At 42.2% G+C, this 22,754-nt stretch carries 21 protein-coding genes; 13 read left to right on the top strand and 8 right to left on the bottom strand.

Features of this window, described 5'->3' with window-relative positions:
- Positions 1-21 precede the first annotated feature (21 nt).
- The 3 genes from rlmD to AC1D0K_RS21300 all read left to right on the top strand — a co-directional run bounded on the left by rlmD (position 22) and on the right by AC1D0K_RS21300 (position 2,643).
- Positions 22-1,428: a 23S rRNA (uracil(1939)-C(5))-methyltransferase RlmD gene (gene rlmD, locus AC1D0K_RS21310; protein ID WP_295718184.1), complete on the top strand. Its 1,407-nt coding sequence runs from the start codon at positions 22-24 to the stop codon at positions 1,426-1,428.
- A 240-nt stretch (positions 1,429-1,668) separates the two neighbouring features.
- On the top strand, positions 1,669-2,067 hold the full coding sequence (locus tag AC1D0K_RS21305) for a hypothetical protein (protein ID WP_477395419.1): 399 nt from the start codon (positions 1,669-1,671) through the stop codon (positions 2,065-2,067).
- A gap of 66 nt (positions 2,068-2,133) precedes the next feature.
- Positions 2,134-2,643, top strand: coding sequence for a phosphoribosyltransferase family protein (locus AC1D0K_RS21300; RefSeq protein WP_295718182.1), 510 nt, complete (start codon positions 2,134-2,136; stop codon positions 2,641-2,643).
- A gap of 107 nt (positions 2,644-2,750) precedes the next feature.
- Here the strand turns inward: AC1D0K_RS21300 and AC1D0K_RS21295 are convergent, their stop codons facing one another.
- Both AC1D0K_RS21295 and AC1D0K_RS21290 read right to left on the bottom strand, forming a co-directional pair.
- Positions 2,751-3,941, bottom strand: a complete 1,191-nt coding sequence (locus tag AC1D0K_RS21295; protein WP_477395416.1) for a CapA family protein — start codon at positions 3,939-3,941, stop codon at positions 2,751-2,753.
- A gap of 35 nt (positions 3,942-3,976) precedes the next feature.
- Entirely contained in the window at positions 3,977-4,564 is a 588-nt protein-coding gene (locus AC1D0K_RS21290; protein ID WP_477395414.1) for a C40 family peptidase, read from the bottom strand.
- Positions 4,565-5,069: 505 nt separating this feature from the next.
- Between AC1D0K_RS21290 and pdhA the strand changes: the two genes are divergently transcribed.
- A complete protein-coding gene (gene pdhA / locus AC1D0K_RS21285) occupies positions 5,070-6,065 on the top strand; it encodes a pyruvate dehydrogenase (acetyl-transferring) E1 component subunit alpha (protein WP_295718177.1) in 996 nt (331 codons plus the stop codon).
- Positions 6,066-6,110: 45 nt separating this feature from the next.
- Positions 6,111-7,757, top strand: coding sequence for a dihydrolipoamide acetyltransferase family protein (locus tag AC1D0K_RS21280; RefSeq protein ID WP_477395411.1), 1,647 nt, complete (start codon positions 6,111-6,113; stop codon positions 7,755-7,757).
- A gap of 356 nt (positions 7,758-8,113) precedes the next feature.
- Here the strand turns inward: AC1D0K_RS21280 and AC1D0K_RS21275 are convergent, their stop codons facing one another.
- The 3 genes from AC1D0K_RS21275 to pepT form a co-directional block, all read right to left on the bottom strand.
- Positions 8,114-8,650, bottom strand: a complete 537-nt coding sequence (locus AC1D0K_RS21275) for a DinB family protein (protein ID WP_477395409.1) — start codon at positions 8,648-8,650, stop codon at positions 8,114-8,116.
- A gap of 101 nt (positions 8,651-8,751) precedes the next feature.
- Positions 8,752-9,246: an N-acetyltransferase family protein gene (locus tag AC1D0K_RS21270; RefSeq protein ID WP_477395407.1), complete on the bottom strand. Its 495-nt coding sequence runs from the start codon at positions 9,244-9,246 to the stop codon at positions 8,752-8,754.
- Positions 9,247-9,274: 28 nt separating this feature from the next.
- Positions 9,275-10,525, bottom strand: a complete 1,251-nt coding sequence (pepT, locus tag AC1D0K_RS21265; RefSeq protein ID WP_477395405.1) for a peptidase T — start codon at positions 10,523-10,525, stop codon at positions 9,275-9,277.
- 78 nt (positions 10,526-10,603) lie between these two features.
- Between pepT and AC1D0K_RS21260 the strand changes: the two genes are divergently transcribed.
- From AC1D0K_RS21260 to AC1D0K_RS21245, 4 genes are all read left to right on the top strand, one after another.
- Positions 10,604-11,362, top strand: a complete 759-nt coding sequence (locus AC1D0K_RS21260) for a hypothetical protein (RefSeq protein ID WP_477395403.1) — start codon at positions 10,604-10,606, stop codon at positions 11,360-11,362.
- Positions 11,359-11,715: an MmcQ/YjbR family DNA-binding protein gene (locus AC1D0K_RS21255; protein WP_477395401.1), complete on the top strand. Its 357-nt coding sequence runs from the start codon at positions 11,359-11,361 to the stop codon at positions 11,713-11,715. Before AC1D0K_RS21260 ends, AC1D0K_RS21255 begins: the two co-directional genes overlap by 4 nt.
- A gap of 110 nt (positions 11,716-11,825) precedes the next feature.
- The gene (locus AC1D0K_RS21250; protein WP_477395399.1) at positions 11,826-13,571 is read left to right on the top strand and encodes a M14 family zinc carboxypeptidase; all 1,746 of its coding nucleotides are present in this window, start codon (positions 11,826-11,828) and stop codon (positions 13,569-13,571) included.
- Entirely contained in the window at positions 13,572-14,201 is a 630-nt protein-coding gene (locus AC1D0K_RS21245; protein WP_477395397.1) for a rhomboid family intramembrane serine protease, read from the top strand.
- Here AC1D0K_RS21245 and AC1D0K_RS21240 read toward each other — a convergent pair.
- Positions 14,170-15,159 carry a hypothetical protein gene (locus tag AC1D0K_RS21240; protein ID WP_477395395.1) on the bottom strand — a complete coding sequence of 330 codons (990 nt, stop codon included), beginning with the start codon at positions 15,157-15,159 and terminating at the stop codon, positions 14,170-14,172. The genes AC1D0K_RS21245 and AC1D0K_RS21240 overlap by 32 nt on opposite strands.
- Positions 15,160-15,213: 54 nt before the next feature.
- Here AC1D0K_RS21240 and AC1D0K_RS21235 point away from each other — a divergent pair, with 54 nt between their 5' ends.
- The 4 genes from AC1D0K_RS21235 (at position 15,214) to AC1D0K_RS21220 (ending at position 20,308) form a co-directional block, all read left to right on the top strand.
- Positions 15,214-16,221 (top strand): dipeptide epimerase, encoded by a 1,008-nt coding sequence (locus AC1D0K_RS21235; protein ID WP_477395393.1) that lies wholly within the window; start codon positions 15,214-15,216, stop codon positions 16,219-16,221.
- 144 nt (positions 16,222-16,365) lie between these two features.
- The gene (gene crtD, locus AC1D0K_RS21230) at positions 16,366-17,862 is read left to right on the top strand and encodes a 1-hydroxycarotenoid 3,4-desaturase CrtD (protein WP_477395391.1); all 1,497 of its coding nucleotides are present in this window, start codon (positions 16,366-16,368) and stop codon (positions 17,860-17,862) included.
- A gap of 192 nt (positions 17,863-18,054) precedes the next feature.
- Positions 18,055-19,452, top strand: a complete 1,398-nt coding sequence (locus AC1D0K_RS21225; protein ID WP_477395389.1) for an aminopeptidase P family protein — start codon at positions 18,055-18,057, stop codon at positions 19,450-19,452.
- A 376-nt stretch (positions 19,453-19,828) separates the two neighbouring features.
- Positions 19,829-20,308 (top strand): hypothetical protein, encoded by a 480-nt coding sequence (locus AC1D0K_RS21220; RefSeq protein ID WP_477395387.1) that lies wholly within the window; start codon positions 19,829-19,831, stop codon positions 20,306-20,308.
- A 51-nt stretch (positions 20,309-20,359) separates the two neighbouring features.
- Here the strand turns inward: AC1D0K_RS21220 and AC1D0K_RS21215 are convergent, their stop codons facing one another.
- Together AC1D0K_RS21215 and AC1D0K_RS21210 are read right to left on the bottom strand one after the other, a co-directional pair.
- Positions 20,360-20,734, bottom strand: coding sequence for an SMI1/KNR4 family protein (locus AC1D0K_RS21215; protein ID WP_477395385.1), 375 nt, complete (start codon positions 20,732-20,734; stop codon positions 20,360-20,362).
- A gap of 221 nt (positions 20,735-20,955) precedes the next feature.
- Positions 20,956-22,062, bottom strand: a complete 1,107-nt coding sequence (locus tag AC1D0K_RS21210; protein WP_477395383.1) for an AbiH family protein — start codon at positions 22,060-22,062, stop codon at positions 20,956-20,958.
- Positions 22,063-22,754 lie beyond the last annotated feature (692 nt).

The following is a 22,754-nucleotide window of genomic DNA, read 5'->3' as shown; positions in this document are numbered from 1 at the left end:
TTTGCATAACTTTGCAGCCTGATGAATAAAGTTGCGAAACAGAAGTTTTTTGAAGACGTTCGGATAATTGATATTGCCGAAGAAGGTAAAGGGGTAGGTAAGGCAGACGAGTTTGTGCTTTTTGTTGATAAAGCCATCCCAGGCGATATTGTAGATGTACAGGTTTACAAAAGCAAAAAGAATTTTGGTGAGGCAAAGATCACCGAACTAAAACAAGCTTCAGAATATCGTACCGATCCTTTCTGTGAACATTTTGGAACGTGTGGGGGCTGTAAATGGCAGCATATGACCTATGAGGCACAGTTAAAGTTCAAACAAAAATCTGTTGCCGATGCGCTTGGCCGCATTGCTAAAATTGATGTTGACGGCATCATGGATATTATCCCTTCACCAGCCGATCGTTATTACCGCAACAAGCTGGAGTACACCTTTAGCAACAAACGCTGGTTGTATGATGGCGAGAACAAGGAGGATGAAACGCTTAACATGAACGCGCTGGGCTTCCATATTCCCGGTCGCTTTGATAAAATATTGGATGTAAAGCACTGCTATCTGCAGGCCGAACCATCAAACAGCTTGCGTAACAGCATTCGCGATTTTGTGATTGAACAAGGTTATTCTTTTTATAACCTGCGCGGCCACGAGGGTTCATTGCGTAACCTCATCATCCGCACCTCTTCTACCGGCGAGATCATGGTGATTGTTGTTTTTGCTTACGTAAGCGAAGAGGAAGTGAATAAGCTCATGGGCTTTATTGATGCCGGTTTCCCCGAGATTACCTCATTATTGTATATCATCAACCATAAAAAAAACGATACCATTTTTGACCAGGATGTAGTGGCTTTTAAAGGCCCGGAATATATCCATGAGGAGATGAACGGGATAAAATTCCGTATTGGTCCAAAATCATTTTACCAAACCAACAGCATCCAGGCCCTGCGTCTATATGAAATAACCCGCGATTTTGCAGGCTTTACCGGCAACGAACTGGTTTATGATTTATATACCGGCGCCGGTACCATTGCTAATTTTATTGCAGGTAGTGTAAAAGAAGTGATAGGGGTAGAGTATGTACCAACTGCCATTGAAGATGCCAAAGTGAACTCGGCCATTAATAACATCACCAATACAAAATTTTATGCCGGTGATATGAAAGATGTGCTGGTTGCTGATTTTGTGGCCGAACATGGCAAACCGGATGTGATCATTACCGATCCGCCGCGTGCCGGTATGCACCCGGATGTAGTTGCCCGCCTGATGGAAATTGAAGCTCCTAAAATTGTTTATGTAAGCTGCAATGCCGCCACCCAGGCCCGCGATTTGCTGGTATTGAAAGAAAAATACGATACTGTAAAAATACAACCTGTTGATATGTTTCCGCATACACAACATGTGGAGAATGTGGTATTGTTGGTATTGAGAGGTTGATTTGGAGCAACCCCACACGTCATTGCGAGTGATTAAATCCGGAGAACACTGAAGGGGAAATGACGTTAAAAAGGTTTGTCATCCTGAGGAACGAAGGATCTATTCGTAAACTGTACAGGGCGAAGAAGCATGGTGTAGAGTAGATCCTTCGTTCCTCAGGATGACAAAAGGGGCTTTAGCAAGTTCCTCGCAATGACGGCCTGTTTTTAATTTTTAAATAGCCACTTAGAATTTTAAAGTATGCAACCCGAAGACTTATTAAACGAAGGTAATAAAGAAAGCCAGGAGGCGGCCAAGAATAGTCCGCTGTTGAGTTTGGAGCGCGATCTTAAATTTTTTAAAGATTCTATCCACGAGGTGGCTGTCGAGATCATGATGGAAGGCCTTTCATCTTATCCTATCTTTATCGCTCATCAGCATGAACTTAAATTAGGTGAGTTAATATTGGATAGGCATGATTTAAATTCTGACTGGAGTATCCACGCTTCAACGCTCGAAGAATTTACCGAACGCGGTATAATTAAGGCCGAGCTAAAAGACCGCTTCATTAATAGCTACAAAAACCCTAACGAATATATGTGCGTGTTTGTGGTAGTACCCGAAGGGGCAAACTTTGTTTACGTTCCGTATAAGAAGTAAACATTGAAGCCATTGCAGGAAAGTAAATTTTATATATTTACCACAGTATTTCTATAGTTAGTAACCATGTCTGAAAAAAAACTCCTGATATTAAACCAGCAGCAGATACAGCAAAAGCTGGACCGTATAGCATACCAGATCCTGGAAGATAATTTCGACGAAGAAGAGATACTGATAGCCGGCATTTTGCCCCGGGGCGACAATATTGCTAACCGACTTAAGACAATCCTTGATGGAATAGCCCCCTTTAGCACCCGGTTGCTAACCATTGAACTGGATAAACAAAGCAGCAGCCTGCAAGCCAAAATTAATTTTAATGTGGCCGATTGCAGCGGTAAGGTGGTGATCCTGGTAGATGATGTGCTGAACAGTGGCAAAACCCTTGCGTATGGCTTTGGCGTTTTCATTGATGTACCACTTAAAAAATTGCGTACCGCGGTATTGATAGATCGTAACCATAAAAGTTTCCCTATAACTACTGATTTTGCAGGCGTGGCCCTATCCACCGTAATTAAAGAACACGTTGATGTGGTATTGAATGAAGAAGGCGAAGAGGATGCGGTTTATTTGAGATAAGCAAAAGGTTAAAAGCTAAAAGCAGAAGGCTTAAAGCTCAAAGCCAATTTTAATGTAATAGCCTCTTGTTTAAAGGCTTTGTAAACCAAACAGGGAAGCTGCGCAGGTTAACGTTCTTTTGCTAATGATTCCTGTGCTAAGGCGTTCCCGGTTACAGTTGCTGCAATTTCTCCTTCATCAGAAATAGTTAAACCGTTCCCCGGAAAATCTGAATCAGTAAGCGTCCTGATCTTTATCGCTGCCCGGTTCAGTGTATCCCTGACTAATCCCTTATCATGTGCTTGCCTGAAAGATAGAATACGTCCGCTTAAAAACTCGCCCTTTTTATTTACATACACTTTTAACATGGGGGCCAAACCACAAATGCCGGCCACGCTTACACAGCGATAGGTGCAAAAATTACCCAGGCTGTAAGCAATCAGCCGGTTGTTGTATAGTTCCATGGCGCGGTTAACATGTGGGCCGTTGCCAAAAATAAGGTCGGCGCCGGCATCAATGGCGTTATGGGCAAAGGCATGTACGTCACCTCGCTTTTCATTAATATAAGTTTCCATTTCACAAGGCACATGCTCATAATCAACGCCCTCGCCGCCACCGTGAAAAGATACAATAACCACATCGCAACGTTGTTTAAGCTCGCTGATAATACGCGCAGCGCCTTTCAGATCAAGTATCGATACCGTATTGGCGTTTGGGGCAAATGAACAAAAACCATATTTAACACCATTCAATTCAAAAACGGTTGAAGGTTTTACTTGTAGGCCCGCATAGTTAATGCCCAGGCGATCCAGTGTTTTGGTTGTGCTTTTACGGCCCTTTACGTCAAAGTCGCCAATATGGTTGTTGGCCAGGCTAAGTACATTAAAACCCGCTTCTTTTAAAATAGAGGCATATTTAACAGGCATTCTAAACAGGAAGGCTTTACTTTTTTGATGCAGTTTATAATGAGCCGGATCGCCGGTATCAAGCAGTGATCCTTCCAGGTTGCCAAATATTACATCTGCATCTTTCAATTCGGGCTTTACGGCTTTAAAGCTATGGATGGCACTATCTGGCGGCAGGGTTGTACTATCCGGGTATGATGTGCCCAGCATAATATCACCTACCGCGGCAATACATAAGGAGTTACGAAGAACGGGAGCAATCTTTACCGGCTGGATAGCTGCCGGCGGGTTATGTTTCGCCAGGCGATGCTTAATAAGCACAGGGTTTTCGCAGGCTTGTAAAAGCAAAATAAAGCAAAAGGCTATAGGCAATAAAAAAAAACGTACAGCAAAAAAAAGTCCCTTCATATTCATGAAAGGACTAATTTAGGTATTTAATTGAATTTCTATTAATTATTATCCTCTTCCTCGTTGGTCGCAGGCGTGCTGCTGCTTAGCTCATCTTTAAATGAAGCCATCAGGCGGCCGCCTCTGTAAAAATAACGACTGTAGTAGTTATCATCAAGGCTGCTGATAGCTACACCTCTTGATGATGCATGAGCAAATCTGCCACCGCCAAGGTAAATACCTACGTGTGATATCCTGCGGCTATGTATCTTAAAGAAAACCAGATCGCCTTCCTTCAGCTCATCTTTGGCAACAGGGTTAACCATGCTGAAAATATCGCGCGAATTTCTTTTAATATCAAGATTAAATACTTCGCTGTATAATTCTTTAGTAAATGCAGAGCAATCAATACCTTTCCTTGAGCTGCCGCCAAAGTGGTAAGGGGTACCAATCCAATCGTAAACAAAGTGAAAAAGTTTCATGTTGGAAGTTGCAGATAATGCAACACCCATAATTTGAGATAAATATGTTTTTGCTAAGCCGTCTTGTTCGTCAGTTTTATCTTCGGTAATACTTGCAACACTTTTTGTTTGAGCCTGTGAAGCTAAAACAGTGAAAATTAGGGCAATAGCCAGGGCAAATTTCTTCATTTAATCAGTTGAAATTGTTGATAGGGTCAACAAGTTGTTCGTTAAATTAGACACTTTGTCTATCGTTGAATACAAAACTATCCATATTTTTTAAATTTGCAAATAAAAGGGGCTTTTTTTTCAAAAAATATAAATAAATCGGGCAAACAATAAATCTTATTAATTTATTGCTGTTCCTATTACGAGCAGTCATTATTGAATGTTTTGGAATCTCCTGTCTGATTTAATATTTATTCCAAATTAGCGAAAAAAAAAGTCTCAAATTCAGGACAATTGGGCTTTTTTACGGGTTCAAACACAGAATGTTAACAAAAAAACTTTTGCGAAACCTTAAAATGGCCTTATAAAGTTTGGTTAAACCAACAAAACAGGGCTATAATGCTTACCAAATGTCATCTACATAAAATAAAAAATAAATCTGCATAACAAATTGGTTGCAGTTTCGATAATTTAAAGGATATAATTAGATTTGCGCTTTACTCCAAGAAATAGATTGTTTAATTACATGAGTTCAATCGAAATAACAAAGGACACTTACCTGATGTGGTACGAACAAATGCTGTTGATGCGTAAGTTCGAGGAAAAGGCAGGACAACTATACGGACAACAGAAGATCAGGGGCTTTTGCCACCTGTATATTGGGCAAGAGGCCGTACTGGCCGGAGCTATGTCTGTAATGAAACAGGAAGACAGTATGATCACCGCTTATCGCGATCACGCTCATGCTTTAGCAAAAGGTGTAACACCAAATGCTATCATGGCTGAATTGTATGGTAAAGCAACCGGATGCTCAAAAGGCAAAGGTGGATCAATGCACATGTTTGATAAAGAAAAGCACTTTTATGGTGGCCACGGTATCGTAGGCGGACAAGTACCTATGGGTGCAGGTATCGCTTTTGCCGAGCAATATAAAGGGACCGAATTTGTGAACATAGCCTACATGGGCGATGGTGCTGTGCGCCAGGGTGCACTTACCGAAACCTTTAATATGGCTGCGCTTTGGAAATTACCGGTAATTTTTGTTTGCGAAAACAATGGTTACGCCATGGGTACTTCTGTAGCACGTACTACCATTCAAACTGATATTTATAAATTAGGCTTGCCATATGGTATCCCGTCATCTGCTGTAGATGGTATGGATCCTGCTGCGGTACACGTAGCAATGGATGAGGCTATTTCACGTGCACGTGCCGGTGAAGGACCAACCTTCCTGGAAATGCGCACTTACCGTTATAAAGGTCACTCCATGTCCGATCCTCAAAAGTATCGTACTAAAGAAGAGTTGGAAAGCTACAAAGCAAAAGATCCTATTGAAATCACCCGTCAAACTATTGTTGAAAAGGCTTATGCTGATGATAAATGGTTTGAAGAGATTGATGCCAAGATAAAAGTTTTGGTTGATGAATCGGTTAAGTTTGCCGAAGAGTCACCATGGCCGGAGGCTTCTGAATTATATACCGACGTTTACGTTCAAAGCGATTACCCTTATATTAGGGACTAAGCGCTATATTTATACCAAATTTTTTATAACACATATAAATAGTATATGGCCGAAGTAGTTAGAATGCCTAAAATGAGCGATACCATGACCGAAGGGGTATTGGCGAAATGGCATAAGAAAGTTGGCGATAAAGTAAAATCCGGCGATGTATTGGCCGAGATTGAAACTGATAAAGCTACCATGGATTTTGAATCGTACCAGGATGGCACCTTGTTATTTATAGGTGTTGAAGAAGGTAGCGCTGTTCCGGTTGATGCCGTTATAGCCGTTTTAGGTAAAGATGGCGAAGATTATAAAGCCGCCCTTGCCGATGGTGGTGGCCAGGCTGCTGCACCTGTAAAGGAAGATGCGCCCGTTGCTGATAAAAAACCTGCCGCAGTTGCTGCACCAAAGGTTGATCTGTCAAGCATACCCGCTACTGTAATACGGATGCCTGCCCTTAGCGATACCATGACTGAGGGAGTTATCAATAAATGGAACTTTAAAGTTGGTGATAAAGTAAAATCTGACGATTCATTGGCTGATGTAGAAACCGATAAGGCCACTATGGAAGTTGTGGGTTATGAAGCAGGTACACTTTTATACATCGGCCCTAAAGAAGGCGAAGCCGCTCCTGTAAATGGCATCATAGCCATTGTAGGTAAAGAAGGTACAGATATTACGCCACTATTGCAAGATACAGGCGATGCTCCTGCTGCCGCACCTGCACAAGAATCCGCACCGGAAGCTACTGCAGCCACCGCTGATGCCGAGCCTGCTGGTTCATCATCAGCAGATGACAGCCGTGTTAAAGCATCACCGCTTGCCCGTAAAATTGCTAAAGATAAAGGCATTAACCTTAATGATGTAAAAGGCAGCGCAGAAGGCGGCCGTATCATTAAAAAGGATATTGAAGAATATACACCAAGTGCTAAACCAGCTCCAGAAGCTGCTCCTGCACCTGCTGCAGCCGCTTCTGCACCAGCACCTGCTGCAAAAGCTCCAGTAGTATTGCCAACTTATACCGGCGAAGAAAAATTCAGCGAAAGAGCGGTTACCCAGATGCGTAAAGCAATCAGTCGTCGTTTAAGCGAAAGCTTATTTACCGCGCCGCATTTTTACGTAACCATGAGCATCGATATGGACCAGGCTATTGCAGCCCGTACCCGCATCAATGATGTTGCCCCGGTTAAAATATCGTTTAATGATTTTGTATTAAAAGCATGTGCCGTTGCCTTAAAACAACACCCAGCTATTAATTCGGCATTCATGGGCGATAAGATCCGTACCAACGAACATATCCACATTGGTGTTGCCGTAGCGGTTGACGAAGGTTTACTGGTACCGGTTATTAAATTTGCCGATGGTAAATCATTAAGTCATATCTCTGTTGAAGTAAAAGAGTTTGCCGGTAAAGCAAAAGCTAAAAAATTACAGCCAGCAGAAATGGAAGGTTCTACATTCACCATATCAAACTTAGGTATGTTTGGTGTTGATGAGTTTACTGCTATTATTAATACACCTAATGCCTGTATCCTTGCAGTAAGCGGTATACAAGCTGTACCGGTTGTTAAAAATGGCGCTGTAGTACCAGGCAATGTAATGAAGGTTACTTTAAGCGCAGATCACCGTGTAGTTGATGGCGCAACAGCTGCAGCCTTCCTGCAAACACTAAAATCATTATTAGAAGAACCTGTAAGGTTGTTAATATAAGTTTTTGGATTTTCGGACAAAGGACGGAAAGACAAAGGACAAAATACAAAGAGCGATGGGTTTATACTCATCGCTCTTTTTGGTTGTATCAAACAATCCACTTGTCGTGCTGCGCCATCCTGTACAAGCCAATAAGGAGGCAGCCTGCACCATTAGGTGCTACCTGTTTGTAGAAAATTGAATGCCATTGCCTTTGCCTCGTAGAGGCTACCATTCAATAGCAAAGTTATTTACCTTGTTAATTGGGGTTGCACCTACGGCGCAAAACTTGTTTTTTGTTTGCAATGGCTACAAACAGGTAGCTCCTAACGGAGCATCTCTACTTCAGTAAACGTGGTTGGTTTCCTCACTGTCTGCTACGGCATCTTAAGACAATCCTTGATCCCATTTAACTGGTGCGCATGTCTTTGTGTATGGTAAATGGCTACTGTTGCCCACTCCAGCCGGGTAAGGTGACCTATGCCGGTGAATTCAGCAGCGATACAGGTATCGGTCAAATCCTTGGTTTGTATATTTTCCTGCAGCTCTTTAAAAACAGCGGTTAGCTCTGTAGTTAAAAATTCCTTGTCGTAGTCTTTATCCGCAGGGACTAACGTTGGTGCGGTAGGATATTTGGCATCAAAATCTAAAAACAAATCCTTTATTGCCTCGGCAAACTTATCAGGGCTTCTTTCTGTTATTTTAGCCGGGGCATTTATTACAGCTATTGTACTTAAAACCGAAAGCCGCACATGTTCTATCACCTGTCCGGCCGACCAGCTTCCTTCAAACGGGATAAGGTTAATCTCATCCTGTTTAACCGACTTAATGGTCTGCATAAATTCATTAGCTGTAGATTCAAACAGAACAGCTAAGGGTTGTGGCAATGTGCTTGTTGGTGATTGATCTTTCATATCGTTGGTTTTACTGATACTCAAATATCGGCATAAGTACTTATTTAGCGCGGTGGCAATAAAGACATTTTTGGGGCTATTTACGACAATCGGATTTTTGACTACAACTCCTTCCGCATCACAAAATCATTCATCCAGTATGGGCCGATGGGAATATCCTCCTCATAAGCAATTACAAATCCCATCTTTTCATAAAAACTCAGGGCTTTATTAAATCTGTTTACATTAAGCTCCAAAATGTGTTTGCCTGCATCTTTGGTTTTTTGAGCTACTGCATTGATTAATATTTTGCCGTAGCCTTTGCCCTGGGTTTGTGGCAGGCAGTAAAGCTTATGAAGCTTAAATATATCTGCATTTTCCTCGCGCGGCGAATAGGATGCAAAGGCAACAGGCGTACCTTGCTCTTCTAACAGCAGGTAAGTCTGCAGATTTTCCGCCACCTGTTTGCCAATTTTATCTGCCGAATAAATTTCATTCAGCATAAAGGTTATTTGCTCTTTCTCCAATATGGGCGAATAGGCTACCCACCAGGTTGTATCAGCAATGCTCAATATGGTATCCACATCGTTTACGGTGGCTGTTCTTATCGTATACATTTTTAAACTTTTTATAAACTGATGAGTTTTAAGCTTTTTCTTCCCAGATCATGCAAAGATGCAGTATGGTTTCCACAGCCTTTTGCATATCCTGTACCGATACCCATTCCTGCTTGCTATGAAAGGCGTGTTCACCTGCAAATATGTTTGGGCATGGTAAACCCATGAATGATAACCTTGAACCATCTGTACCCCCGCGAATGCTGCATAGTTTGGCAGTTAGGCCCGTTCTGTTAATGGCTTCCATCGCGTTTTCCACTATGCCGGGATGTTGTTCCAGCACATTTTTCATGTTACGGTACTGCAGGCTGGTGGTTAAAGTATAGGTAGAGTTTGGATAGCGCCTCAATACTTCATTCGCTGTTTTACGAATCACATCTGCATGAGCCTTCAAATTATCCTCCTCAAAATCGCGGATGATAAAATCAATGCTTGCTGTTTCTACATGTCCCGCTATACCTACCGGGTGCACAAAGCCCTGCATGTCTTCGGTATGTTCCGGCGATAGGCTATCCGGCAAAGCCGCGATGATCTCTCCTGCAATTTTTATGGCACTTTCCATTTTGCCCTTTGCAAAACCCGGGTGCGCGCTCACACCTTGTATGCTCAGTTTTGCACCATCGGCAGAGAATGTTTCATTTTCCATATTGCCGGCGCTTTCACCATCAATGGTGTAACCGGCGTAGGCCCCCAGTTTGGCAATATCCACATGATCAACTCCACGGCCAACTTCTTCATCGGGGGTAAACAGTATCCTGATGTCGCCATGTTTTATTTCGGGATGATTGATGAGCTGGTAGCAGGCATCCATAATTTCGGCTACGCCGGCTTTGTTGTCGGCCCCTAATAAAGTAAGGCCACTGGCGGTGATCACATCATACCCTATTTGATTTTTAAGGTCGGGGTGCTCTGCAAGCTTAATCACCTGGGTATTATCATCCGGCAAAACAATATCCTGCCCCTGGTAATTTTGATGGACAATAGGTTTTACATTTGCTCCGCTGCTATCGGGGGCAGTATCCACATGTGAGCAAAAGCAAATAACGGGTACCTGCTTATCAGTATTGGAGGGAATGGTAGCATATACATATCCAAATTCATCTAAATGAGCATCGGTAACACCTATAGCCTGTAATTCATCAACTAACAGCCTGCTCAGGTTTTTTTGCTTTTCTGTTGAGGGAAATGAAACAGAATCGGGGTCTGATTGCGTATCAATGGTAACATAGCGCAAAAAGCGTTCTGTCACGGTGAAATTTAGTGATGAATTAAAACTCATAAGCTATATTAGTAAAATTTTTGTGACCGGGTTTAAACCGGCTGGTTGCCATTTGTAAATATTGATTAAAATTTAACATTGAAAAAATATATTCTGTTTTTTGTCCTTTTTTTTGCGCTTGTAACGGTTAAAGCGCAAAGCGGGTTTAACTATTATGAATATGGTGTTGGCGTAGGTGGAAGCTACGGCAAGGCAGAGGCCGACTTAAAGAAACAGGATTATCACCCGGCTTTTAATTTAAACCTGGTTTACAATTACAGCCCATATTTACCAATTACCGCCGAACTGCAAAAAGGAACTTTTTCTGGTGGGGGGGCTTTAAAAAGTCAGGATGCATACGGCAGGTACTTTAGCAATTCCTACTTTTCCTTAAATATACATGCAGATTTACAAGCCGGCGAAATAATGGATTACGCGGATAGCTGGTTTTTGGACAGGATTAAAAATCTTTACGTTGGTACGGGTATTGGATTCATATACAATAAAATGACCAGCATTCAACGCTATAACCGCTTTCCTGAAAATGGTGCCGTTTTTCCGAATCCTTTATCTGCGGAGGGTTTCCGGGGAGCCGACAAAGGGATTAACCTGTTTTTCCCGTTAAGGCTTGGCTATGAGTTTAAAATTTATGATGATTATGACCAGCCCAGGTATGGTATAGATATAGGCATACAGCATTATTATACGTTTGGCGAAGGGCTTGACGGCTATAACGACCCGCCTGACAAATATAAGAACAACGCCCCCGATCAATATACCTTTGTATCGCTTGGTTTTAAGTATAACTTTGGTAATACAACATCATACAATAAACTTATCAAGAAGTTTCAATATTGAACATAGAAGAGTTACGTGATTATTGCCTGCAAAAGCCAGGAGTTACAGAGGGCTTTCCCTTTGGAGAGGATACCCTGGTTTTTAAAATAGCCGAAAAGATATTCCTGCTGATTGGGCTTACAGAAGGTAACCGCTTCAATGTAAAGTGTGACCCTGAACTTGCCATTGACTTACGCGAGCGTTATACCGAAGTAATACCAGGCTACCATATGAATAAAAAGCTATGGAACACCGTTTACATGGATGGCTCGCTTACCCGCAAGCAGCTTTGTGAAATGATAGATCATTCTTATGAACAGGTTGTGGCAAGTTTGCCCAAAAAGATTCAGGCCGAAATTGCGGCTTTAGAATAGAGAAGCAGGTGATTTTGCATTTGCTGTTTACAAAGTCCATTTTTAGTAAAAATACACTTACACTCGCACCGCTTTTATACTTAACCCTATATTTGGGCAAACGCAAACTAATGAAATCCGTTCTATCTGCTATTCTTATATGTTTCATTTGTATATCGGCAAAGGCCCAGCTTACACCATTTGAGTTAAGTAAGGATAAAAACTATACGGCTACTTATGCCGAGGTAATTAGTTATTACCAAAAGTTAAACAAGCTGTATCCGCAGCAAATGAAAATGGTCAACTACGGTACTACAGATGTAGGTAAACCGCTTACGTTGATCATACTTTCCAGGGATGGTGTTTTTGATCCGGCATTGGTAAAGAAACAGGATAAGCGGGTATTGCTCATCAACAACGGGATACACCCCGGCGAACCAGAGGGGATTGATGCCAGTATGATGCTGGTGCGCGATCTGCTTAAAAAGAATGAGCTACCCAAAAACGTAGTGCTTTGCTTTATAGCACTATATAATATTGATGGCAACCTTAACCGTGGCCAGAGCCGTGTGAGCCAGAACGGGCCGGTGGCCTATGGTTTCAGGGGTAATTACCGCAACCTGGACCTAAACCGCGATTTTATAAAAGCAGATAGCCGTAACGCGCTTGCTTTTACACAAATACTGAACACCTGGAAACCCGAGATCTTCCTGGATAACCATACCAGCGATGGTGCCGATTATCAGTATGTAATGACGCTGATTGAAACCCAAAAGGATAAACAGAACCCCATCCTGGCAAATTATACTTCCAAAACACTTACGCCATACCTGTATAGCCACATGAAAAAAAGCGGCTACGAGATGATTCCCTACGGCGCGGGCGAAGAAGGTTTGCCAGACTCTGGTATTGTCAGTTTTTTAGAAACTCCGAGATTTGCTACCGGTTTTACCGCCCAGCATAACATCATCAGCTATATTACCGAAACGCATATGCTAAAGGCATTTGATAAAAGGGTATATGCTACTTATGATTTTATGCAGCACCTGATTGATATTAACCAGCGCGATGCTACGCTGATAGGCGCGTTAAAGCAAAAGGCCGATGCAGCGGTGATCAACCAAAAAACATTTGCCCTTAAATGGGAGGTGGATAAACAAAAGGTAGATACCATCACCTTTAAGGGATACGAAGCCGGGTACAAAACCAGCGAGGTAAGCGGCCTGAAGCGTTTATATTATGACAGGGATAAACCCTACACCAGGACCATCAAATTTTATAATACCTATAAAGCTACGGCAACTGCCGATAAGCCGGTAGCGTACGTGATTCCGCAGGCCTGGGGTAAAGTAATTGATTTATTTAAGCTAAACGGTGTAAAAATGCAGCAGTTGACTCATGATACTACGCTTAGCCTGCAAATGTATTACTTTGGCGATATTAAAACACCGGCCCGGCCGTTTGAAGGCCACTATCTGCACAGTAACGTACAGCTAAACGCGGTTGATATGCCTGTGAAATTTTATGCCGGCGATTACGTTGTATATACCAATCAAGCTGTAAACAGATATATTGTGGAAACACTGGAGCCGCAGGGCGTAGATTCATTTTTTGCCTGGAACTTTTTTGATTCGATGCTGGGCGAAAAGGAGTACTTTTCTGACTACGTTTTTGAGGATAAAGCTTCGGATCTGCTAAAAAAAGACCCCGCGCTTAAACAAAAACTGGATGATGCCAAAGCCAAAGATCCGCAGCTGGCCAGCAGTGCCCAGGCTCAGCTTTTCTTTGTCTACCGTAACTCGCCATACTTCGAAAAAACATATATGCGCTACCCTGTAGGCCGCCTTTTAACTAATACCAAACTCGATCTTAAATAAATGGAATATCTAATGCTGGCCCCTGTGGCCTCAATCATATTTGTAATCACTGTTATCATCTCGTTAATCGCTTTCTCGAACGAGAACCTGTATGGCAAGCTGATGCTGCATCCTTACAACGTTTCGCGGGGGCGTTATATATACACCATCATCACCAGTGGGTTTATTCATAAAGACTGGATGCACTTGTTTTTTAACATGATGTCATACTACTTTTTCGCATTCCAGCTGGAGCCTGTTCTGGGGCATTGGCAGTTTGGGGTATTATATGTTTTGAGCCTGATATTAAGCGATATGCCATCGGTAGTAAAACACAAAGAAAATTACAGCTATTACAGCCTTGGTGCATCGGGCGCGGTAAGCGCCATTATTTTTAGCGCAATATTGTATAATCCGGTAGCTACTATGATGATATTACCTTTGCCAATACCAATTTACGCGGTTGTGTTTGGTGTATTGTACCTGGTATATTGTAGTTATGCAACAAAATATTCCCGCGATAACATCAACCACGATGCCCACTTTTACGGCGCGCTTAGTGGGTTGATGATCACTATCCTATTTCATCCGGGTATATTGCCGGGCTTTTTTAGCCAGATTACCGAGAAAGTTCAATCGTTGATTCATTAGTAAAATCACCATCAGCATTAAATAAGAAACTCATGGGTTTCTCGGGGTTTTTGATGATCTCCAACAACAGGAAGCCCCAGTTTTTCCAGAAGTTTTCCAATACCTGGCCGTATATTTTATTTACCCAATCATCAAAAAGCGGTTTGCTGCTTGTGCCACGCAGGGGCATGGCTTCGATGTAAATGGTATCGCCAACCGGCATAATATTATATTCGGGAAGGCGGTTAAACAGGTAGGCCGAGTAAAAAAAACGACCGTTCACTTCTTCAAACTGGATTGGGTGCAGGGTATGGCCCTTTACTTTTTCCAGCATTTCTTTATGGTAGCTGCTGTTGGCCCCATTATCCTGCAGGCAAATGATCAATCCAAAATCCTTTATCCTTAAAGAAAATGTAAGGGTATTGATCTCATCGCGGTAGCCAAAAACATCATCTGCATTATCCACCTTAAATAAATTGAGGCTGAAAGGCTTAAAACCATCCAGCTCGATAGGCAGGTTGAGGGTTTGAAGCATCAAATGCAGGTTGCTGAATTTATGGATAATGGACTGTGAGATATTAAACTCATCGCCTTGGGCATGCTGCTGCCGTATGCCGGCCTGGATCTCGTTAAAAATGATACCATAAAGCAGTTTACCCGCCCACTGGAACAGTTGCAGCTCATCAAGTTCTTTCACGGCCTCATAGCCTGTATCAAAGGCGGCGGCTATTATGGCTTCAAGCGGTTCAAGGTATTGCTCATTAATGGCGGCACTGCAAGGCAGTTTAAGATCCTTATAGGTGGCCATACTTTCATCAAGCAGTTTAAAGGGCTGGTCTTCCAACTTGTAGCGGCTCATGAGCCATTGCGGAAAAACCTGGATCTTTTCTTCTTCAGTATTTAAAGCCTCTCCAGTAAGGAAGCATTTGTTGTTGCTGAAATTAAAACTCTCGAACGGTGAATAAATTTGTGCCGACATGGCCGCAAAGATAAGCACGAAATTCGTTCTAAACTTTTAGCTTTGGTTTTTAACATGGAACTGACATATCAACCCTTCGAATTGCAATTAAAGCATGCTTTTACCATAGCTAAGTTTTCGCGCACCACAACCCCGGTTATGCTGGTGCAAATAAAACATGAAGGCTACACCGGGTACGGTGAGGCATCTATGGTGCCTTACATGGGCGAAAGCCACCAAAGCGCTACGGAATTTTTGAGTAAGGTTGATATAGGTCAGTTAAGTTACCCTTTTGATTTTGGCGCGATAATCAATTACCTTGATAGCCTTGCACCCGGTAACCCGGCTATAAAAGCAGCCATTGATATCGCCCTGCATGATCTGGATGGCAAAATAAAGCAACAGCCCTGCTGGGAGCTGATGGGCAGCAACCCTTCGCTTATGCCGGTTACCAGCTTTACCATTGGCATTGATACGCCCGAAATGATCATTAAAAAAGTTAAGGAGGCCGAAGGTTTTAAGGTGATAAAAGTAAAGCTTGGACGCGATTCTGATAAAGAGCTCATTAATACCATTCGCTCGGTTACCGATGTGCCGTTATACGTTGATGCCAACCAGGGTTGGACAGATTTGCAACAAAGCCTGGATATGACTTACTGGCTGCAGGAGCAAGGCGTGCAGCTTATAGAGCAACCCATGCTTAAAACCGACCCTGATAGCAATGCCTGGCTCACCGAGCGTAGCCCGATCCCTATTATTGGCGATGAGGCCGTACAGCGCTTTGGTGATGTGGAAAAGGCTAATGGCGTGTATACTGGTATCAATATCAAGCTCATGAAATCGGCAGGTATGTATGAGGCCAAAAGAATGATTACCAAAGCACGTGAACTTCGGCTGCAGATTATGATTGGCTGTATGACGGAAACCAGCTGCGCCGCCTTAGCTGGCTTGGCTTTGGCCCCGCAATGCGACTGGGTTGACCTGGATGGCCCGTTTTTGGTGAGCAATAACCCTTACCACATGCCGGATTTTAAGGATGGCAGATATGTTTTAAATAACGATAGTGGGCTGGGTATAAGATAATAAACACGAATTTCACAAACGGGGTGAGTTTTCACAAGCCACGGTTTGCTGACTATAAAAAATCGTGAAATTTCCCCTATTTGTGTCCATAATCAATTCGTCAAATTCGACTTTATTAATGAAATTCGTGTTTAGTTCTTATACGTGAAAGCTGTACCCAAATCTCTGATTATTGGTGCCGGTATCGCCGGTATTGCTACTGCCATCAGGCTGGCGGTGCAGGGGCATCATGTTGAAGTTTTTGAGGCGAACGCTTATCCTGGTGGCAAATTATCTGAGTTTGAGCAGGATGGCTTTAGGTTTGATGCCGGGCCCAGCCTGTTCACCATGCCGGCCTATGTTGATGAACTGTTTACCCTTGCCGGTAAAAAAACTGCCGACTTTTTTAGGTACCAGAAACTGGATAAAGTATGCCAATACTTTTACGAAGACGGGACCCAGATAATGGCCTTTGCAAACACCAAACTGTTTGCCGAAGACGTGTATCTGAACACAGATGAATCTACAGAATCCATAAAAAAATACCTGGCCCGCAGCGCCGAAATTTACCGCATCACCAATCATGTTTTCCTGGAGAAATCGCTGCATAGGCTTAAAACTTATTTAAACTGGGATACCATAAAGTCGGTCTTCAACTTTTCAAAGATCGATGCATTTCGCACCATGCATAAGGCCAATGAGACTTTTTTTAAGGATGACAGGCTGGTGCAGTTTTATGACCGCTATGCCACTTACAATGGTTCAAACCCGTATTCGGCACCGGCAACGCTTAATGTGATTCCGCATTTAGAGCAGCACTTTGGCGCCTACTTCCCTGAGGGGGGCATGTACAGCATTGTAACCAGTTTGGTAATGCTGGCAAAATCACTGGGGGTAAAATTTCATTACAACTCGCCTGTTTCTCAAATTATTGTAAATAACAAAAAGCTGATTGGCCTAAACGTTAATGGCGGCATAGTAAGTGGCGACCTGGTGGTATCCAACATGGATGTTTGGTTTACCTACCATAAGCTATTAGAAGGACATGAGCATTTGTTTCCCAAAAAGGTGTTGAGCCAGGAACGGAGCAGCTCGGCATTGATATTTTACTGGGGCATTAGCAAACAGTTTCCGGAGCTCGAACTGCATAATATATTTTTCAGTATTGATTACAAGGCCGAGTTTGATCACATCTGGATAGATAAGGATATCTTTTATGATCCCACCATCTACCTCAATATCAGTTCGAAATATAAACCGGATGATGCTCCAGAAGGCTGCGAAAACTGGTTTACCATGATAAATGTACCTGCCAATACCGGGCAGGATTGGGATAGCCTGATAGCCACCGCCCGCGAAAATATCCTGAAGAAGCTTACCCGTATTTTGGGCGATGATATCGGCGAGCTTATTGTATCAGAAAGTATCCTTGATCCGCGAAGTATCGAGCGTAGAACATCATCGTACCAGGGCTCACTTTATGGCACCAGCTCTAACAATCAGTTCGCGGCTTTTTTGCGGCATGCCAACCGGTCGTCGAAAATTAAAAACCTGTACTTCTGCGGAGGCAGCGTGCACCCCGGCGGCGGGATCCCACTTTGTTTACTCTCGGCCAAAATTGTAAGCGACTGGATTGCTGACGATTTTCCTCAAACTTCTTAAAAATCGCTTTTTAAACAAAAAACCGCCATTTTATAGCAATAAAGGGCAAATAACAGATAAAAAACCACCTGTTATTTGAAGGACATATTCAAAAAATTACAGGTTTTCTTCGCTTTAAAAAGTGTTCGGTCTTTTTAAAAAATTACAATTAAAATTCCCTCTTCGGCAGGTTAGGGGGCTTATATTTGCACCATGAATCTTCAACTATTCGATAAGCAGGTTTATGCCGATAGAAGGCAAGTACTAAAAAATACCATGGCCAATGATGGCCTTATCCTGCTCCTGGGCAACGAGGAAAGCAGCATGAACTACCGGGATAACCAATATCCCTTTAGGCAGGATAGCAGTTTTCTGTATTACTTTGGATTGGATGTGGCTGCAGTAGCCGCCATTATAGATACCGATACAGGCGAAGAAGTCATCTTCGGCAATGAGTTGAGCATTGATGACATCATCTGGACGGGCGTATTGCCTACCGTAAGCGAAATGGCCGCCATGGTTGGCGTATCCCAAACCAAACCTTATGATGAGGTAACGCATTACATCCACAAAGCGCAAACATCGGGCAGGAGGGTACATATTTTACCACCATACCGTCCCGAAAATAAAATTAAACTGGCCGCCTGGCTTAACACCAGTTTACAGGATGTGGCCGACCATGTTTCTGTAAAACTCATTAAAGCGGTAATAGCCCAGCGGGTGATCAAAACCCCGCTTGAGGTTGCCGAAATGGAAAAGGCAGTATCCATTAGTGTGGATATGCAGCTGGCTGTTATTAAAAATACTCGCCCCGGCATTAAGGGCTATGAGCTGGTTGCCAAAGCCAACGAGGTTGCCATCGCAGCTAACTCGCATTTGGGCTATCCCGCTATTATCACCCCGCACGGGCAAACCCTGCATACACATGATTATAACCATACCCTACAGGATGGCCAGATGTTGTTATGCGATATTGGCGCCGAAAACCCGATGCATTACGGCGGCGATTTAACCCGCACCGTTCCCGTTGGCAGCAAATTTACCAGCAGGCAAAGTGAGTTGTATGAGGTAGTGTTAAACTCCATGGATCATGCAATTAGCATGCTGAAACCAGGTGTACGCTACAAAGATATCCACCTTGCAGCCTGCCAGAAACTGGTTGAAGGCCTGGCTCATGCCGGCATCATGAAGGGCGATGCGGAAGAGGCAGTTGCCGCCGGTGCGCATACCATGTTTTTTCAATGCGGTCTGGGCCACATGCTTGGCATGGATACACATGATATGGAAGACCTGGGCGAACCCTATGTTGGCTATACCGATACCCTGAAAAAAGAAACCGTGTTCGGCCTTAAATCGCTGCGACTTGGCCGCGAACTGGAAGCGGGTTATGTGCTTACTATTGAACCCGGCATCTACATCATCCCCGAACTGATTGACCGCTGGCAAGCCGAAAAGAAATATACCGAATTTATCAACTACGATGTGCTGAACACCTACCGTGATTTCGGCGGCATCCGTGTGGAAGACAATTTTTTAATTACCGATACCGGCAGTCACCTGCTGGGTAAATATCTGCCAAAAAGTTTGAAGGAGATTGAGGGACTGAAGTAAATGTGCGGATTTCAGATGTGCAGATGATACGTTGATTTTAGAACCTGAATAACCATGTCATTGCGAGGTACGAAGCAATCGCGAACTATTTAGGTGTTACGCGACAAGCTCCTTTACCCAAGAAGTTGTTTAAAATGAATCGTAATTGCGAGGTACGAAGCAATCTCTACATAGGCAGATCGAACTTGCAAAGCTACTCTGTAAGTTGGGGATTGCTTTGTGCCTCAATGACGTGATTATAGAGTGGTATTTGAAGGGTAATTTACCAGGTTAGTACGGTGAAAACACCGGACCAAAGACTAAACGGTTGCTTTTAGAGATTTAGGTATTTTGAAAAGCGTCTAAATGTTATATTTGATTCCGACCATTTTAACGCATGAAAAAAACAATCTTATTGATATTCGCTTTAGCTGTTATATTAGTAGTCGGGGGGATCGTATATTTTGTCTCAGGAATCACAGAAGTTTCCCCTGTTGTAAAGAAATACGAATTTGTCGGTAATATAAATGAACTAATTTTAGGTATAAGGCAATTTGCCGACGGAAACCCGCAAGTTGTCTTTAGCATGGGAGATACTGCGGGTTACGGGAAGTTGAGATTACGAGGGCTAATGAAAGTGGAAATTAAAAACGGAGGCACGGCTATCGAATATGATTTAGCTTGTCAAAAGAGCCAGGACAATAACGGCAGTTCTGTCGTGGACATAGATATTACCGGGGTATATGACAAATTAAATCATATTGGAGGATATACATCCGGTATAAAAGAAGTAGAACCATTAATTCAAGTTTTTGAAATCGCGTTTGTTGCTCCGTTGCAAAAGAAACAAGGCGTCTTTCTTATTGCTCAAAAATGAATATTAGCTTATGGTCAGTGAAAAACGTTTGCGGTAGCGAAGAAATTATGGTCAATGATATTGGGCACTTTGCAATAATTCGTTAAAGTTTTCAAATTTAAATGATGCTTCTTCGTTCGCCATACCAATAAAGGGCATATCGAATATAAAACCAGTTGACTTTTCAATGCAATAAGCGGTATCACCACTATCCGAGCCAAATATAAAGAAGCCGTCTGCATACTCATCCACCTCATAATCTTTATTGAGCTGAATCATATCAGTTAGTCGCCATAAATCATAATATTCGTTCTCTCCAACAATTTCGGCACCATCGGTATCTTTAAAAAAATCTAAAAAGCCAGCCGGCAGTTTGAAATTTATTGCACTTAGAAAAACCTGTATCTCCGAAGTACCCGGAGGATAGTTTTTGTTGATCATCGTCATTGTTTCTTTGATTTTTGAATATTTTGCTTGTGGTCAGGCTGAAAACACCGATCAGAAGCTGGATATACAAAAGCCGGGTTAAATTAATACATATGGGCTTAGCATATTTTTATACCCGGCATGTTTAAAAATATAGAGGTTCTGTATGGTCGCTCTGTAAGGTGTCTCTGTACAGCGTGCCACAAGGGAAGACCCTTGCGGCAGCGGAGGTTTCCATTAATTTATAATTGCGGCATCGAAAAACAATTTGGAAATGATTTAACAATTAATCGCATTTCTGCCTTATTTCCGAAATGCCGAGATATTTCATACGTTAAGTCCGTGAAATTATTACCCGATGAATCTTCATAATAATAAATCTGTACTGATTGGGAATGTTTGTGTTCAAAAATCATATTAAGTAAAGTTCGGTCTGATAATCCACATGAGTGACCCATTATGAATGCTTCGAAAGGTCCGTGATTAATAAAATTTAATAAAGCTGTATAATTTTTCGTTTTAAAATATCCAAATGATTTTATATGCTTAAAGAAATCATTGTTATTTTTTAATTCTATTTTGCGATAGTCTTCATCAAGCTCATCTCCAAATCCGAATATTAATGGGTTTGTTTTATCTCCAAGTTTCCCATGAATATAATTAACATCAATAGTATTATGTTGATCTTTATGATGGTCAAATTTAATGTTGGAATATTTTTCAATTGTATCAGTGTAATTGAAATTTAAAATCATTGTCTTATGATATTGGCTACCGTCCAATTTGGGGTCCAATATTGCTTTATAACCAGAAATATAAGCCTTTGTGTCTACTTTAATTAGATACGCTTCTAATTCCCTAATAATGGCGCTCAGTGATATGTTTAATTCATTTAAACGCGTACTGTGGACGTTGTTGTCAGTAAAACATCGCTTCAACTCAGAATAAAACTCATTTTCGATATCTACCCAATTGGAATTTTTACAACCTAACATTATGTTTCTAAATAACTCAGAATTGATTTTTATTTTGAAAGGATTTTTGGTTTTTGATCCGGGCTGTATTTCCAGCCACTCATTGTTTAATAAATGATGAAGTCCTTTTTTGTAGAAGAAGTCGACCAACTCTGAAATTCCAGAAACATTAATATTAATGCTTCGACTGAATTTTAAATCATGATATGGGTGCAAATTAGTCACTGTAATTAATTCATCCTCATATTTCATATTACCAGGATCAAAGGCAAATGTTAGGCACTTTTTAAGATATTCAACAATGAAGCTATTATAATCTGTTTTTAATCCATGTGCTAAGTCAAAGCCATTACCGACAAGTATGAGTCTATTCATTTCATTTTATAAAGCTGTCAAGTTAGGTTATAATCGCGAATATCTAAACACCCGCTCCCGCAAGGGTCCACCCTTGTGGTTCGCATGCTAAGTATGCGCCAAGCCTTTCCATCCTATATAGTATGGGATTGCTTCGTACCTCCTATGACGTGGTTGTTAGATTGGGTATCTATTTAACCAAACAAGGCCACCAAAGGCGGCCTTGCCAGCTTAAGCGTTCCCGGCAGCGGCTAACCCAAAAGCGCCCCACCGGCACATCAGCCGTATTTTTAACGCTAATGGCGTCCCCCTGATATTACCAGTACGGTAACCCAGGGCACAATTAGCTATCAAAGGTTCAAATATAATAAAAGAGGTTTATTGTCCTCCGCTACCGCAAAGGTCCACCCATGTGGTCCGCATGCTAAGCGTGCGCCATGCCTCTCCTCCCTGTATAGTTCGGAGATTGCTTCGTGCCTCGCAATTGTAAAGGTCAACTAATTCGGTAACAGAATTAGCTTTAAGGAATAAAGCTAAATGTTATGCGAAACATTAACAATGACCTTACATTAAAGCGGAACTACCTGAATAAGTATCGTTTTCTAATTACAGAATATGAGCAGGTAAAACGCGGAGAGCACTCCATTTTTAGGTTTGCCAAGGATTTCTATTCAGCACATGATACTGATCCCCGAAGTTTCTTAAAGTATTAC

Source organism: Mucilaginibacter sp. P1_A3 (assembly GCF_056406855.1).
The sequence above is the reverse complement of the archived record's forward strand: the minus strand, read 5'-3'. Positions and strand labels throughout refer to the sequence as shown.